This is a genomic window from Thioalkalivibrio sp. (assembly GCF_041690275.1).
Classification (GTDB): Bacteria; Pseudomonadota; Gammaproteobacteria; order Ectothiorhodospirales; family Ectothiorhodospiraceae; genus Thioalkalivibrio.
The window spans coordinates 37,803-52,608 of the sequence record NZ_JAWLHP010000015.1; the positions used below are offsets into that span (position 1 = coordinate 37,803).

The 14,806-nt window shown below is 68.5% G+C and carries 12 protein-coding genes and 1 pseudogene; 6 read left to right on the forward strand and 7 right to left on the reverse strand.

The annotated features are described in order from the left end of the window. Nucleotides 1-110: 110 nt before the first annotated feature. The 3 genes from ACESMN_RS04430 to ACESMN_RS04440 all read right to left on the reverse strand — a co-directional run bounded on the left by ACESMN_RS04430 (nt 111) and on the right by ACESMN_RS04440 (nt 4,427). Nucleotides 111-3,551, reverse strand: a complete 3,441-nt coding sequence (locus ACESMN_RS04430) for a mechanosensitive ion channel domain-containing protein (protein ID WP_373052379.1) — start codon at nt 3,549-3,551, stop codon at nt 111-113. A gap of 76 nt (nt 3,552-3,627) precedes the next feature. Next, a complete protein-coding gene (locus ACESMN_RS04435) occupies nt 3,628-4,155 on the reverse strand; it encodes a DUF192 domain-containing protein (protein WP_373052380.1) in 528 nt (175 codons plus the stop codon). Beyond that, nucleotides 4,155-4,427, reverse strand: a complete 273-nt coding sequence (locus ACESMN_RS04440; RefSeq protein WP_373052381.1) for a heavy-metal-associated domain-containing protein — start codon at nt 4,425-4,427, stop codon at nt 4,155-4,157. The genes ACESMN_RS04435 and ACESMN_RS04440 overlap by 1 nt, the downstream gene beginning before the upstream one ends. Nucleotides 4,428-4,508: 81 nt before the next feature. Between ACESMN_RS04440 and ilvD the strand changes: the two genes are divergently transcribed. After that, entirely contained in the window at nt 4,509-6,413 is a 1,905-nt protein-coding gene (gene ilvD / locus ACESMN_RS04445; protein WP_373052382.1) for a dihydroxy-acid dehydratase, read from the forward strand. Nucleotides 6,414-6,601: 188 nt separating this feature from the next. On the opposite strand, the gene ACESMN_RS04450 is transcribed toward ilvD, so the two are convergent. Together ACESMN_RS04450 and ACESMN_RS04455 are read right to left on the reverse strand one after the other, a co-directional pair. Beyond that, nucleotides 6,602-7,318, reverse strand: a complete 717-nt coding sequence (locus tag ACESMN_RS04450) for an FKBP-type peptidyl-prolyl cis-trans isomerase (RefSeq protein ID WP_373052383.1) — start codon at nt 7,316-7,318, stop codon at nt 6,602-6,604. Nucleotides 7,319-7,457: 139 nt separating this feature from the next. Then, a complete protein-coding gene (locus tag ACESMN_RS04455) occupies nt 7,458-8,051 on the reverse strand; it encodes a DUF502 domain-containing protein (RefSeq protein WP_373052384.1) in 594 nt (197 codons plus the stop codon). A gap of 134 nt (nt 8,052-8,185) precedes the next feature. Between ACESMN_RS04455 and ACESMN_RS04460 the strand changes: the two genes are divergently transcribed. Then, nucleotides 8,186-9,901 carry a potassium/proton antiporter gene (locus ACESMN_RS04460; protein WP_373052391.1) on the forward strand — a complete coding sequence of 572 codons (1,716 nt, stop codon included), beginning with the start codon at nt 8,186-8,188 and terminating at the stop codon, nt 9,899-9,901. 276 nt (nt 9,902-10,177) lie between these two features. Here ACESMN_RS04460 and ACESMN_RS04465 read toward each other — a convergent pair whose 3' ends face one another. Further along, complete coding sequence (locus tag ACESMN_RS04465; protein WP_373052392.1) at nt 10,178-10,810, reverse strand: 3'-5' exonuclease; 633 nt, start codon at nt 10,808-10,810, stop codon at nt 10,178-10,180. 153 nt (nt 10,811-10,963) lie between these two features. Further along, a pseudogene (locus ACESMN_RS04470) lies at nt 10,964-12,193 on the reverse strand (UvrD-helicase domain-containing protein); the annotation flags it as partial. A gap of 190 nt (nt 12,194-12,383) precedes the next feature. On the opposite strand from ACESMN_RS04470, the gene ACESMN_RS04475 reads away from it, so the two are divergent. The 4 genes from ACESMN_RS04475 (at nt 12,384) to ACESMN_RS04490 (ending at nt 14,645) form a co-directional block, all read left to right on the forward strand. Next, nucleotides 12,384-12,542: an entericidin A/B family lipoprotein gene (locus tag ACESMN_RS04475; protein WP_373052385.1), complete on the forward strand. Its 159-nt coding sequence runs from the start codon at nt 12,384-12,386 to the stop codon at nt 12,540-12,542. A 67-nt stretch (nt 12,543-12,609) separates the two neighbouring features. Continuing rightward, the gene (ampD, locus tag ACESMN_RS04480; protein ID WP_373052386.1) at nt 12,610-13,182 is read left to right on the forward strand and encodes a 1,6-anhydro-N-acetylmuramyl-L-alanine amidase AmpD; all 573 of its coding nucleotides are present in this window, start codon (nt 12,610-12,612) and stop codon (nt 13,180-13,182) included. After that, a complete protein-coding gene (locus ACESMN_RS04485; RefSeq protein ID WP_373052393.1) occupies nt 13,182-13,775 on the forward strand; it encodes a histidine phosphatase family protein in 594 nt (197 codons plus the stop codon). Before ampD ends, ACESMN_RS04485 begins: the two co-directional genes overlap by 1 nt. An 87-nt stretch (nt 13,776-13,862) precedes the next feature. Then, nucleotides 13,863-14,645: an inositol monophosphatase family protein gene (locus ACESMN_RS04490; protein WP_373052387.1), complete on the forward strand. Its 783-nt coding sequence runs from the start codon at nt 13,863-13,865 to the stop codon at nt 14,643-14,645. The last annotated feature ends 161 nt before the right edge of the window (nt 14,646-14,806 follow it).

Consider the following 14,806-nt stretch of genomic DNA (forward strand, 5'->3'; position numbering starts at 1 on the left):
GATCGGGCATGGCTCCGCAGGGGCATCGCGGCTGGATGCCGCACCTGTCCCGGCCTGTTCCCGGCCGCCCCGGAAGGCCGTGCGCGGTCGTGTCTCGCGCGTCGCGCGGATCAGCCGCCAGCGGGCGGCGGCCCGCCACCGTCCCGGCCCGGTTCCTCGCGGCTATCCGCCCGCGCCATCGGGGCCATGTCCCGGATGTGCAGGTCCATCTGCGGGTAGGCGATCTCGATTCCCTTCCGGCGGAACTCCCTGACGATAATCTGATGGAGTTCGCTGGTCGTGGCGAGGCGGTCCTTCAGCTGGCTCACGTAGACCCGGAGTTCGAAGCCCAGCGAGCTGTCCCCGAAGTTCAGGAAGAAGACGCTGGGCGCCGGGTCCTTCAGGGCCGCCGGATGATTTTCGGCGATCGACCGCAGCGTCGCGATCACCTCGTCCACGTCCGCGTCGTAACTCACACCGATCGGGATCACGATGCGCGTGGTGGTGTCGGACAGCGTCCAGTTGATCAGCCGCTCGGTGATGAAGTTCTTGTTCGGCACCACGATCTCGCGGTTGTCCCAGTCCACGATGGTGGTGGCGCGCGTGCGAATCCGGGTCACCGTGCCGCTGTACTCGCCGATGGTGATGGTGTCGCCGACGCGAGCCGGGCGTTCGAAGAGCATGATGATGCCGGACACGAAGTTCGCGACCACCTCCTGCAGGCCGAAGCCGAGCCCCAGCGTCAGGGCCGCAACCATCCACTGCAGTTCGGCCCAGCGCAGGCCCAGCAGCGAGAAGACGCTGATCACCGCGATCACCGCCAGCGCGTAGCGCAGCAGGGTGGTCACGGTGTAGCGGCCGGCGGCATCCATCTGGGTGCTGCGCGAGAGAAGGATCTCCACCAGGCCCGGCAGGTTGCGCGCGGCCAGGGTGAACAGCACCCCAAGGAAGATCGCGAGCAGGAAGTCCTGGAGGCTCACCCGGCTCAGGATCTCGGTCTCGCCGATCACGATGGTGCGTGACCAAAGGGTTACGCCGTCCAGCCACGTGAGCGCGGGCAGCAACTCCGACCAGACCCAGAACAGGCCGAGCACGAGCGCGGCGCCGGCGCTCACCCGCAACAGGCTGCGGGTCTGCTGATTGATGTTCTCGACGCTCAGGTGCGGCTCCGGTATCTCCACCCGCGCCCCTTCGCCTCCGGTCCGGCCGGCCTGTGCCGCCGCCTTCGCGCGCTGCTCGCGCATGCGCCGGATCACCAGTCGCGTCTCGCTCAGGACCAGCGCGCGAGCGGCGAGGCTATAGCCAAGCCAGACACCGGCCACCACGATCGCGGTATTGATGGTGTGTGCGAGCAGGGCGGCCACGGTCAGCAGATAGCCGGTCAGGGTCAGCATGCCCAGGACCACGGCGTACGCCATCAGCGCAACCCGCATGAACCGGCGCCTGCGCTCCCCCCGCGGATTGTCTTCGCCATGCTGCCACGGCGCGAGCATGCGCCAGGCAAATACCCCGGTCACGACCACCGACGCGAGCAGGGCGATGCGCCCGAAGACATCGGCGACGAGATCGCTGGGGTGTCCGAGGCTCAGTGCGAGGAACACGATCAGCAGCAGCTGGGTGGGCAGGTACCACGCGAGGTGACGTCGCAGCCGACGCACCATCTGCGGATTCCAGGCAAAGTGCGCGGTCCCGACCCCGTGCTTCCCGGTGAACAGCAGGGAGAGGTGGCCGACCAGCCACCACAGCGCGGTGCTGAAGAAGAGGATGGCCAGAATCTCGACCGCCGGCTCGACGTCCGGGAGCCGTTCCAGCCGGAATGCGGTGGAGGCCAGCAGCACGGGCACGGGAAGCGTACGCAGCAGGCTCCAGCCGATCGCCTGGAAGGTCAGGCCGATGCGGTCGGTGAAGCGGTGCGTGGTCATCTCGGCCAACCGCGCGAGATGCCGCGGCGTGCCGCGGGCCCAGAGCAGCAGCAGGCCCGCGATCAGCAGCGTGAGCAGCGATCCCGCCGGGTGTCCGAGGGTCACCTGGACCAGCGCACCCCGGATCTCCCTCCACGATGCAGGATCCAGCAGGGCGATCAGCGCAGCGGGGAGGCGCATGGACCACTCCACCCCGACCGACGAATGACTGGGCCACCAGAGCAGGGCTTCGCGCAGCAGCTGCGACAGTTCCTCGATCTGCAGCACGGCGGCGCGCAGCCGGGCCTCGGTCAACTGCAGCTGTTCCGTCAGCATCTCGTCGGCCTGGAGCTGCATCCCGATCACGGTGTCCTGAAGGCGCCGGAGTTCCGCGGCCGCACGGTCCTCGGCCAGACCCGCGGGCGCCGGAGGCAGGGTACGCAGCTCGTCCCGAAGGGTGATGTCCCGCAGGCGGGACTGCGCCAGTTCCCGCTCGAGGTCGCGCAGTGCGTAGCGCAGATCCAGCAGACCACGCAGACGCCGCTCCTCCTCGATCAGCAGCCCTCCGAGGACATCGGTCAGGCCCCCGATCTCGAGGCGCTCGCGCACGCTGGCCAGGGTCTGGCTCAGGTCGGTCTCGATCCGGGTATAGCGTTCGCGCTCGGCCTGCAGTTCGCGGATCCGCGCCTGCGTCGCGACAACCCGGTCGATGCGGTGCAGGAGGGACTGGATCTCGGGTGCGAAGCGCACTGCGGCCTCGGGCTGGCGCTCGGTCAGATGGCGTACGTCATCGCGCAGTGCGCGCAGCTCCTCGCCGGCCCGCTCAGCCAGCTCCTCGGCAAGCTGCCGCATGCGCTGGTCGATCCAGCGCTGTTCGGCATCCAGGACACGGAGTTCCAGGTCGAGCAGCCCGACCCGCGGGGTCAGCACCTCCGCGTCGAGCTGAGCCGCGATGATGCGCGCCTCCGCGCGGCGGTCCCGGGCGAGTTCCCAGGCGGCAAGGGCATCGCCAAGCGTCGGGTCCTGCAGCGGACCCCAGGTCTCCGCGGCAGCCTCTTCCACCCGCTGCCGGCGCAATCCTTCGAGTGTCTCGGGCTGGGTGCGCGCCTGGGCCTCCAGACGTTCGAGCAGCTGCTGTTTCTGTTCCCGTTCCAGCGCGAGCTGGGTGCGCCGCCGCTCCAGTGCCGCGATGTCCTCCTCGATCCGGTCAGGGGGCCGATCCCCCGCGCCCGCCGCGGGAGGTGCCGTGTCCAGGATCCTGCCCAGGCGCCGCTCGGCCTCGCTCAGCCGTCGTTGTGCGGCCAGCGCCAGCTGTGCTCGGTCCAGGGCGCCGCGCAGCCGTTCGGCGCCGGCCTCCTCGTGTTCCAGCGCCGAGCGCCACAGCCCGTTCTCCGCCGCATTCTCCGTCGTGGCCGCTGCCCGTTCGGCAAGACGGTCGGCGGGGCTCGCCTCCAGCCAGGCCTCGGCGGGCCCGGTATCGATCGCCTCGGCCATGGGCACCAGCCGCTGACGTCCCTCGCGCAGCGCGGCACGGAGCTCAAGCAGGTGCTGTGTGGTGAGTTCGGGTGCCCTCGCGCCGGGGGCCGCGCGCTCCTGCGCGGGCAGCAGTGCGCTCCAGGTCAGCAAAAGGACCAGCAGCACCGGGGTCAGGATGATCGGGGATGGACGCATGCGCAGGGGCAAAGGGAGACCGACGATGTCCCATTATGACAGGATCACGGCGGGGCTCTCGCCGTGCGTTGGCTATTCAGTCGATGCGCGCGTCCGGCTGATCCAGCAGCGTCCCCAGGCCGGCGATGCGCATGCCGGGCGCGACCCCGTGACGCTGAAACCAGCCGCGGTTCACCTCCAGCGCATAGCGCACCGGACCATCGGAGGCATGTACATCGCGGGAGTGAGGCTCCATGTGGGCAATGTTCCGGATCCGGTAATCGCTGTCGATGAAGGCCACCGACAGGGGAATCAGGGTGTTCTGCATCCACATGCCGACGACCTGGTCACCCGGCCAGACAAAGAGCATGCCGTGTCCGTCGGGCAGGTGCTCGCGGAACATCAGGCCGCGCGACATTGCCTCGGGGGTCGCGGCAATCTCTACCGTCAGAATGCGGTCGGCGATCGCCAGTTCCCGGACCGGCAGGCCCTCCGCGGCCGCGACAGCGGCCAGCAGCCAGAGCAGCACGGCCAGCGCGAGCGCCGGAGCAGGGGTAAGGCCCGTGCCGGGGCCGCCGCGACGCCGCGGCCGGCACCGCGGTATACCCGCCAGCGATCGCGGCATCAGTCCTTGTCCATGCGGCCGACGGCGCAGCTGACATAGGAACGCGCCTTGGCGCCCGCGGATTTCAGGCCCTGCACCGAGCCCGTCGCCGGGTAGCCCATCGACGCGAGCTTGCGCATGATCTCGTCGCGCCGTTCGTCAGCAGCCTCGACCTCAACCACACCGCCTTCGATGTCCACCTCCACCGCGTCGACACCCTCCAGTGCCGCCAGACCCTTGCGAATGCTGCCGGCACAGCCGCCGCACTTGATGTTTTCCACTTCGATGCGCATTGAATCCTCCAGGAGTTTCTCCACGATGCAGAGACTGCAGGTATGATTCCATTTTGCCCGGAATGTTCAAGGGATCACCGCATGCCCCAGTATCGCTCACGCACCACGACCCATGGCCGCAACATGGCCGGCGCCCGCGCGCTCTGGCGCGCAACCGGGATGAAGGACGGCGACTTCGGCAAGCCGATCATCGCGGTCGCCAACTCCTTTACGCAGTTCGTTCCGGGTCACGTGCACCTGAAGGACCTCGGGCAACTGGTCGCGCGCGAGATCGAGAAGGCCGGCGGGGTCGCCAAGGAGTTCAATACCATCGCGGTGGATGACGGTATCGCGATGGGCCATGGCGGCATGCTCTACTCGCTGCCTTCGCGGGAGATCATCGCCGACAGTGTGGAGTACATGGTCAATGCCCATTGCGCCGATGCGCTGGTCTGCATATCGAACTGCGACAAGATCACGCCCGGCATGCTGATGGCCGCGATGCGCCTGAATATCCCGGCGGTATTCGTGTCGGGTGGCCCGATGGAGGCCGGAAAGGTCCAGCGCGACGATACCGTGGTCCACCTCGACCTGGTGGACGCAATGGTGGTCGCGGCCAACCCGAACGAGAGCGACGAGGCGGTGCGGGAGTACGAGCGCTCGGCCTGCCCGACCTGCGGGTCCTGCTCCGGCATGTTCACCGCGAACTCGATGAACTGCCTCACCGAGGCGCTGGGCCTGTCGCTGCCGGGCAACGGCTCGCTGCTCGCGACCCACGCGGGCCGCCGGGAGCTCTTCCTGGAGGCCGGTCGGCTGATCGTCGAGCTGGCCCGCCGTCATTATGAAAGGGACGATCCCTCGGTGCTGCCACGCGCGATCGCGAGCCTCGATGCCTTCGAGAACGCAATGAGCCTCGACATCGCGATGGGCGGATCGACCAACACCGTGCTGCACCTGCTTGCCGCGGCCCAGGAGGGCGGGGTGAACTTCACGATGGCCGACATCGACCGTCTTTCGCGCAGCGTGCCGAACATCTGCAAGGTCGCACCCGCGACGCAGAAGTACCACATGGAGGACGTGCACCGCGCCGGCGGCGTGATCGGCATCCTCGGCGAGCTGGACCGCGCCGGGCTGATCCACCGCGACGCGGCCACCGTGCACAGCCCCTCCCTGGCCGCGGCACTCGACCGCTGGGACGTGGCGCGGGCCGAGGTCACGGAGGCGCGCGCACGCTACCTCGCCGCCCCGGGCGGCATCCCGACCCAGGTGGCCTTCTCGCAGCACGCGATGTGGGACGATCTCGACCTCGATCGCGCGAACGGCTGCATTCGGGATGTCGACCACGCCTATTCGCGCGACGGCGGTCTGGCGGTGCTCTACGGCAACATCGCGCCCGAGGGCTGCATCGTGAAGACCGCGGGCATCGACGAGAGCATGTTCGACACCGAGCAGCTGCGCTACACCACCAGCGTGCCCACCTCCACGATCCGCGTGTTCTCCGGCCCCGCCCGGATCTTCGAGAGCCAGGACGCGGCGGTCGAGGCGATCCTGGCCGACCGGATCCAGGCCGGCGACGTGGTGCTGATCCGCTACGAGGGCCCGAAGGGCGGGCCGGGCATGCAGGAGATGCTCTATCCCACCAGCTACCTGAAGTCCAAGGGGCTGGGCAAGGACTGCGCACTGATCACCGACGGGCGCTTCTCGGGCGGCACCTCGGGTCTGTCCATCGGCCACATCTCCCCGGAGGCCGCGGAGGGCGGTGCGATCGGCCTGGTGGAAGAGGGCGACACCATCGAGATCGACATCCCGAACCGCCGCATCGAGGTTAAGGTCGGCGACGAGGAGCTCGCCGAGCGTCGCCGGCGGATGGAATCGAGGGGCGAGCGGGCCTGGCAGCCGGTAGACCGCGACCGGGTGGTCAGCCAGGCCCTGCAGGCCTACGCGCTGCTGACCACCTCCGCCGCCCGCGGCGCGGTGCGGGACATCTCGCAGTTGCGGAAGGGATAATCCGCGGGAGGCGAGTCCTCTCGCCGATCCGGCAGCTGGCACGATGTAGAAGCGGACGGAGGCGGGCGCGCCGCGTAGCGGGACGCCGTGGATACATCCCTGTAGGCTTGACGGCAGCATCCCTGCTGCCGACACCCGCTACGCGGCGTGCCCGCCTCCGTCCGCCGCCGTCCCGATACGCCCGAGGATCAGCCGCGTCCGCCCGATCCGACCGGGATGTCGGTCTGCACCACCTGCCCTTCAGCGATCCAGCGGGTGATGCCATCGGTCACGTTGTAGACCTGCTGGTACTCGAGCTGTTCGGCAAGTGCCCGGGCGAGCGCCGCGGTCCGTGATCCGGTGCGGCAGATGAGCACCACGGGTTCGTCCCGGGCTACCAGCTCCTGGAACTCGCCCACGAAGTCGGGCTCGATGCGTCCATGGCGGTCAAAGGCGGTGAGCAGGTGGCTGCCCGCGACCACGCCGGTCTGGTGCCACTCCTCCGGGCGCCGGATGTCGACCACCTTCACGCCCTTCTCCATCATCTCGGCCAGCCCGCGGTTGTCCAGCTCGGAAAACGGCGGCGTCTTCACGTCGAGCAGCTCCACCTCGAAGCGCAGTGTCGCGTCGGGCGGGATCACGCCCCCGGCGCCGCGGGCCCCGTAGGCAAGGCCTGGGGGGATGATCAGCTCCCGTACCTCGCCGGTGCGCATCCCTTCCAGTCCCTGCTCCCAGCCGGGAATCACCCGGCCTTCACCGAGGGTCAGACTGAACGGCTCGCCACGGTCACGACTGGAGTCGAATTTGGTGCCGTCCATCAACCACCCCGTGTAGTGCACGGTCACCTCCGATCCGGAGACCGCCTCCGGTCCCTCGCCCGGTTGCAGCACGTTGATCTGAAGTTCCTCGGCGTTGGCAGCACTCATAAACAGGCTCAGCAGCAGTAGAAGTGGATAACGCAACATGTTTCGCGGGCCTCCGGGACCGATTTCGATGCCATGGCTCCCGATTCTCGCACCCCGATTCCGGGCCGAAAAGAAACCCTGGTGCCGGCAGGCGGGGTCGTCACTTCTCCTTGCGCGCGGACACGCCTGCGGTCAGCGTGTACCGCATCGCGTCCTCCAGCGACATGTGCAGCGGTTGCAACTGCTCGCGCGGCAGCATCAGCGTGTAGCCTCCGATCTGGTAGCTCATGGGGAGGTAGACGGCAATGGTCTTCTCGGTGCCGAGTTCGTCGGGAAGTCCGGCGAAGTCCTGCCGGGTGATGAAGCCGACCAGGCGGTAGTCCGTTCCCGGCAGCGTCACCAGCACCGCGTCCCCGAACTTGTTCTCGAGGTCGCCGGAAACCAGGTTCATCATGTCCCGAACGGTCCCATGAATGGTCTTCACGACGGGTATCCGCTCCATCAGCCCCTCCACCCAGGCAAACAGCCACTGCACCACATAGGCGCGAAGCAGCACCCCGATCCCGAAGATCACCGCCAGGGTCACGATCAGGCCGAGTCCGGGAAAGTAGAGCATTTCGGGAAGGACGGCCTGCAGCAGTGCACCGAGCAGCTCCTCGGCGGTGGTGCCCAGCCACCACAGCAGCGCGAGCGTGATCACGATCGGGAGGATGGCCGCGAGGCCGGTCAGAAAGGTGCGGGTCAGTCCCTTCACGGGTGGCTCCTTGGTCCGGTCTGCGCTCCGCCGGGGTTGGTGTGTGCCGGCACACTTTAACGGATTGACATCTGCCGGCGAAAAAACGTGACCGCCCGGCTGCCGGGATGTCGGCTTCGGCTACCATGCCGGGCATGGACTGGGCACATCAGGTCATCTTCTTCGGCGCACTGGTGATCCTGGCCAGCATCCTGGCCAGCGTGGTCACCTCGCGCCTGGGCGTGCCGCTGCTGCTGGTCTTTCTCGGCATCGGGATGCTCCTGGGTCCGGAGGGCCCGGGCGGGCTGGTCTTCGAGAACATCCCGCTCGCGCACCTGATCGGGTCCGCGGCGCTGGCAGTGATCCTGTTCGACGGCGGGCTGCGCACCCCGGTGCGCAACTTCCGGATTGGCCTGAGGCCCGCGCTGGGGCTGGCGACCATCGGCGTGATGCTGACCTCCGGGCTCACCGGGCTCTTCGCCTGGTGGTGGCTGGGCCTGTCCTGGCTCGAGGCCCTGCTCCTTGGCGCGATCGTCGGCTCCACCGACGCCGCGGCGGTCTTTTCGCTGCTGCACTCGCGGGGACTCGAGCTGAAGAGCCGCGTGGGCGCAACCCTGGAGATCGAGTCGGGCAGCAACGACCCGATGGCGATCTTCCTCACCATCGTACTGATCGAGCTCCTGCTGCTTCCGGACCGTTCCCTCGGTCTGATGGTGCTGGGCCAGTTCGTGCAGCAGATGGGCCTCGGAGCGTTGCTCGGTGTGCTTGGCGGGCTGGGGCTGCTGTGGCTGATCAATCGCCTGCCGATGGCTGCCGGCTTCTATCCGCTGGCAGCGCTGGCCGGAGCCCTGTGCGTCTTCGGGCTCACCGGGCTGCTCGGCGGCAGCGGCTTCCTCGCGGTCTACCTTGCCGGCCTGGTGGTGGGCAACCGGCCGCTGGAGGCCGGGCAGAACATCAAGCGCTTTCACGATGGCGTGGCCTCGCTGGCGCAGATCGGGATGTTCCTGATGCTTGGCGTGATCGTTACCCCGTCCGAGCTGCCGCCGGTGGCGCTGGACGCCGGCCTGCTCGCGGCGGTGCTGATCCTGGTGGCACGGCCGCTGGCGGTGGGAGTCTGCCTCCTCCCGTTTCGCTTTCCCTGGCGCGAGCAGCTGTTCATTGCGTGGGTCGGCCTGCGCGGCGCGGTGCCGATCATCCTTGCGCTGTTTCCGCTGCTTGCGGGGCTCGAGCTGGCCGGGTACTTCTTCCACGTGGTCTTCTTCGTGGTGCTGATCTCGCTGCTGGTGCAGGGCTGGACGGTGGCCCCGGTCGCGCGCTGGCTGCAGCTGGAACTGCCCCCGGCCACGGCCCGGGTACAGCGAACCGAGCTCGACATTCCCGGACAGCAGGAAATGGAGCTGGTGGGCTATCGGCTGGCGGAGAACACGCCGGTGGTGCGCGAGGCCTGGTCGAGTTTCCGACTGCCGGCGACCGCGCGGCTGGTGGCTCACCTGCGCGGCGGACGACTGCTGGAGACGCTGGAGATCCTCGACCTGCGCTCCGGGGATCACCTGTACATCATGGTCTCGCCCGCGGACCTGCCGGACCTGGACCGGCTGTTCGTTGCCGCCGAGGTCCCGGAACGGCTCAGCGAGCGCAGCGTCTTCGGCGAGTTCGCGCTGAACGGCACCGCGCAGCTGGGTGCGGTCGCGATGGCCTACGGCGCCACCGTGCCGCCGGAGGACCAGGGGCTGACGCTGGAGGAGTTCCTGCGTGCACAACTGCCGGTCGAGCCGGTGGTCGGCGACGCGGTGGATCTCGACCGGGTGCGGCTGGTGGTCCGGGAGATGGAGGGCGCCCGCATCACGCGGGTCGGTTTGAAGCTGCTCTGAGCCGGGGGGCCGGCAGGGGGGAATGGCCGGGCGGCATGGCAGAGGGCCGTATACCCGCCCGCGGGACGCCGTGAATGCTTCCCTGTAGGCTTTGACGCCAGCATCCCTGCTGCCGACACCGCGCGGGCGGGCATACGGCCCTCTGGCTTCAACCGTCTTCGGGGCGGCGGCAATGAATCGCTGTAGGTTCGCCCGGCGATTCGGCGTCGGGGAGGGTCGCGCAGGAGGCTGGCCTCCCCGGGTGCTTCTCCGGCTTTTGCGGGAGGCGAGGCTTGGTCAGGTGCCGCTCTTGAGCATCGCCTTGAGGCCGGCGAGGTGGGCGCGGGCGGTGAGCTGCTGGGTCTCGGGGTCCGGCGGCTTCGCGTCGGGCCACTCGATGTGCTCGGGCGGCAGCTCGTCGAGGAAGCGGGAGGGCAGGCATTCGGCGGTCTCGCCGTAGCGGGTGCGCTGCGCGGCGTAGGTGATGGTCAGGGTCAGCTGGGCGCGCGTGAGGCCCACGTAGGCCAGCCGGCGTTCTTCCTCGACGTTCTCCTCCTCCAGGCTGACCCGGTGCGGCAGCAGGTCTTCCTCGAAGCCGACGAGGAAGACGTGAGGAAACTCCAGCCCCTTGGCGGTGTGAAGGGTCAGCAGCTGGACCGCGTCTTCCTCGCTGTTGGCGCGCTGGCGGTCGAGCACGTCCATCAGGCTGATGCGGCTGACGACCTCCTCCAGCGTCAATGCCTGTTCCTCACCGGTCGTGGTCCGGGAGATGCGTCCGATCCAGTCGATGAACTCGCGCACCGCGTCCATGCGCCGCCCGGCGGCCCGGGGACTGGGGCTGTTGTCGAGCAGCCAGGATTCGTAGTCGATGTCCTCGACCAGTCTGGCCAGCACGCGCTCCGGCGCTTCATCCGCCGCCTGCCGCCGCATTTCTTCGGCCCAGTCGGCGAAGCGCGAGAGCCGCGCCTGACCGCGCGCGCCGACGGTTCCCGCGAGACCGATACCGGAGGCCGCGCGCAGCAGGGAGCAGCCGCGGGCATGGGCGTGGCGTCCGAGCTTCTCCAGCGTGGCGGGCCCGATCTCGCGGCGGGGGACATTGATCACGCGCAGGAAGGCGGGATTGTCGTCGGGATTGACCAGCAGCCGCAGGTAGGCCGCGAGGTCGCGGATTTCCGGCCGCTCGAAGAAGGACTGGCCGCCACTGATGCGATAGGGAATGCCCTGCTCGCGCAGGAGCTTCTCGAACAGCCGGGACTGGTGGTTGCTGCGGTACAGGACCGCGAAATCCGACCACGCCGCCCGCAGCCGAAAGCGCATGCGCATCAGCTCGGAGACCAGGCGCGCGGTCTCGGCCTCGGCGTCGGCGCAGCGGATCACGCGGATGGGTTCGCCCTCGCCGAGCGCGCTCCAGAGCCGCTTCTCGAACAGGTGCGGGTTGTTCGCGATCAGCCGGTTGGCCACCGTGAGGATCCGGTTGGTGGAGCGGTAGTTCTGCTCCAGCTTGATGATCTCGAGGCGGGGGATGTCCTCCCGGAGCCGCGCGAGGTTTTCCGGCCGGGCGCCGCGCCAGGCGTAGATCGACTGGTCATCGTCTCCGACCACGGTCAGGCCGGGATTCAGGCCGACCAGCAGCTGCACGAGGCGGTACTGCGCGCCGTTGGTGTCCTGATACTCGTCCACGAGCAGGTGACGGATCCGGTTCTGCCAGCGCGCGCGCAGCTCCGGTTCCCGGGACAGGATGTCCACCGGCCGCTTGATCAGGTCGTCGAAGTCCACCGCGTTGTAGGCGCTGAGCGCCTGCTCGTAGCGCTGGTAGACCCGTGCCGCGTGGTGTTCGGCCGGCTCGCCGGACTGCGCCAGCGCCTGTTCCGGGGCCAGCAGCTCGTTCTTCCACCGGCTGATCCGTGCCAGCAGCGTTTCCGTCTCGGCCGGATCCTCATCGCGATGGGTGATCTCGCGCAGCAGCTGGCGGCAGTCGGACGGGTCGAGCAGGGAAAAGCCGCTGCGCAGCCCCGAGACCTGCGGTTCGCGACGCAGGAAGTCCAGTCCGAGGGTGTGAAAGGTGGATACCCTCAGGCCGCGTGCGCGCTCCCGGTCCAGGCGTTCGCGGATGCGCTCGCGCATCTCCCGCGCTGCCTTGTTGGTGAAGGTGATGGCCACGATCGATCGCGGCGGGATGTGGCGCACCTCGATCAGGTGGGCGATCTTTTCCGTGATCACCCGGGTCTTGCCGGAGCCGGCGCCGGCGAGTACGAGCAGGGGGCGGTCGGTGGTGGTGACCGCGGCGCGTTGCTGGGGGTTCAGCTGAGGCAAGTGGAAGTACCGGTTCGGGGAGGACGGCGCGCGCCCCCATCAGGGTCGTGGCAGAATCTACTATGATAAGGGAAAGAGTGGATGACCCGGGGTCAGTCGTGGTGATGCCTGGGACAGGTCCCGGGTTGGGGCACTCCTGTCCCGCCAGGTGGTCGGTTGGGTATCGATCCAGTAACTGGAGGAGAGGAACATGCAGCGAATCAGGCTTTTCGGAGTCCTCGTGCTGGGGCTGCTTGCCCTGACCATCAGCGGACTGAGTGGCTGCGGCACCATTGAAGGCTTCGGCAGGGACGTGCAGAAAGGGGGCGAGGCCGTCGAGGAAGCGGCAGATCGCAACGACGGCAACTGACCGGACGTCGCGGCAGCGATGCATCGACTCCTGGAGTGGACGCCCGCATGCGCGGGGTCGCGAATCCGTGGGTGATGCTGGCGCAACCGGCGGACTTTGGTGGCCCGACGCCAATGTCTGCCCAAGTCCCAACCGGGATGCGAGGCCGCCCGGCCTCGAGCCGGAACTGCTCGTCATCCATGCCATCAGCCTGCCGCCGGGGGAGTTCGGCGGGCCGTTCATCGAGCAGTTCTTCCGCAACACGCTCGATACTGCGGCGCACCCGTATTTCGCGCAAATCGCGCAGCTCAGGGTCTCGGCGCACGCGCTGATCGACCGCAACGGTCGCGCCATCCAGTTCGTGCCCTTCGAGGAGCGCGCGTGGCACGCCGGGGTCTCCAGCTGGCAGGGGCGCGCGCGCTGCAACGACTTCTCCATCGGGGTTGAACTCGAGGGCTGCGACAGCCGCCCGTTCGCGGCGGTGCAGTACGCGACGCTGGCGCGGCTGATCCGCTGGCTGGCAGCACGGTACCCCGCGCTCGGCCGCGCGGGGGCCATTGCCGGCCACTCGGATATCGCGCCCGGTCGCAAGACCGATCCGGGTCCCCATTTCGACTGGCATCGCCTGCAGGCGTGCCTGGCGGAGGAATACCAGCCGTGATCACCATCGACCTTCTTCGCCACGGCGAGCCCCGGGGCGGTGTGCGCTTCCGGGGCAACGGCTGCGACGATCCGCTCAGCGAGCAGGGCTGGCGGCAGATGTGGCAGGCGGTCGGGGAGTCCGTGCACTGGCCGTGGGATGCGGTCCTGACCTCGCCACTGGTCCGCTGCCGGGATTTCGCCGAGGCCCTGTGCTCGCGCAAACCGACGCCGCTGCGCGTGATCGACGACCTGCGCGAGGTGGGTTTCGGTGGCTGGGAGGGGCTGACCCTCGACGCGGTCCGTGTCGGCCGGGCGGAGGAGTACCGGGCCTTCTATGCCGATCCGGTGGCCAACCGTCCACGCGACGCGGAGCCTCTTGCGGATTTTCGCCGACGGGTGGAACGGGCACTGCTTGCCGAACTCGAGACGGTCGCGAACGGACGGTTTCTGGTAGTCACCCACGGCGGCGTGATCCGCTCGCTGGTGGGCTGGGTGATGGGCGTCCCGGATCAGCGCCTCTTCGGACTGGACTGCGAGTACGCGAGCGTGAGCCAGATCCGTCACGACCCGGAGCGGGGCTGGCGGGTCGGATTCACCAATCGCCGGGATTGACCTCGCGCCTCCGGGCGGGCCCTGCGCCGGATGCGGGTTGGACGGCGAGGCAGTACACTCGCGGCTTTCGCGAATGGAGCCGCACAGATGACCCAAAGCCCCTTCCTGGCTGCCGCCCACGCCGCCGCCGATGCTGCGGAGGCGGTGATCCTCCATTACTACGAGGCCGGCGTGGACATCGAGCTCAAGGCGGACGCGACCCCGGTGACCCGTGCCGACGTGGAGAGCGAGCAGGCCATCCGGGGCATCATCCGCGAACGCTTTCCGGACCACGGGTTCTTCGGCGAGGAGACCGGGAGGCAGGACATCGATGCCGAATATGTCTGGCTGATCGACCCGATCGACGGGACCAAGAGCTTCGTGCGCCGCTACCCCTTCTTTTCCACCCAGATCGCGCTGATGCACCGGGGAGAACTGGTGCTCGGGCTGTCAAACGCGCCGCTGTTCGGCGAGCGCGCCTGGGCCGAAGCCGGGCAGGGGGCCTTCATGAACGACCAGCGGATCGCCGTGGCGCCGACCCTGGACCTGCAGGAGGCCACGCTGTCCACCGGCAATCTGAAGTCGATCGCGGAGAGCACGCGATGGCCGGACCTCGGCGCACTGGTCGCGCGCGTGAACCGCGTGCGCGGCTACGGGGACTTCTACCACTACCACCTGCTGGCCAGCGGATGCATTGACCTGGTCGTGGAGTCGGACGTGAACATCCTGGACATCGCTGCGCTGGCGGTCATCGTGAGGGAGGCCGGCGGCGTCTTCACCGATCTGGCCGGCGGCGAACCGGGACTCGACACCCGGGACGTGCTGGCGGCCGCCAACCCGACACTGCACGGGGCCGCGCGCGCGATGCTGCCCTGGGGGGGTGCTGGCTAGTGGGCCATGCGGAAAGTTCGGTACCAGATCGCTTCGCCAGAAGCGCCGGCGCTGCGTTGGGCAAGTTTGAAAATGGGCCCACTATTCCTGCACTTGCCCGCCTTGCTCCGGCCCTTCTGGCTGTGCTCCATAGTCACCGAACTTTCCGCATGGCCCACTAG

Coding starts and splice junctions, on each gene's coding strand:
- ACESMN_RS04430 (WP_373052379.1), bottom strand. CDS start 3,551: ATGCGTCCATCCCCGATCATCCTGACCCCGGTGCTGCTGGTCCTTTTG.
- ACESMN_RS04435 (WP_373052380.1), bottom strand. CDS start 4,155: ATGCCGCGATCGCTGGCGGGTATACCGCGGTGCCGGCCGCGGCGTCGC.
- ACESMN_RS04440 (WP_373052381.1), bottom strand. CDS start 4,427: ATGCGCATCGAAGTGGAAAACATCAAGTGCGGCGGCTGTGCCGGCAGC.
- ilvD (WP_373052382.1), top strand. CDS start 4,509: ATGCCCCAGTATCGCTCACGCACCACGACCCATGGCCGCAACATGGCC.
- ACESMN_RS04450 (WP_373052383.1), bottom strand. CDS start 7,318: ATGAGTGCTGCCAACGCCGAGGAACTTCAGATCAACGTGCTGCAACCG.
- ACESMN_RS04460 (WP_373052391.1), top strand. CDS start 8,186: ATGGACTGGGCACATCAGGTCATCTTCTTCGGCGCACTGGTGATCCTG.
- ACESMN_RS04465 (WP_373052392.1), bottom strand. CDS start 10,810: ATGCGGCGGCAGGCGGCGGATGAAGCGCCGGAGCGCGTGCTGGCCAGA.
- ACESMN_RS04475 (WP_373052385.1), top strand. CDS start 12,384: ATGCAGCGAATCAGGCTTTTCGGAGTCCTCGTGCTGGGGCTGCTTGCC.
- ACESMN_RS04490 (WP_373052387.1), top strand. CDS start 13,863: ATGACCCAAAGCCCCTTCCTGGCTGCCGCCCACGCCGCCGCCGATGCT.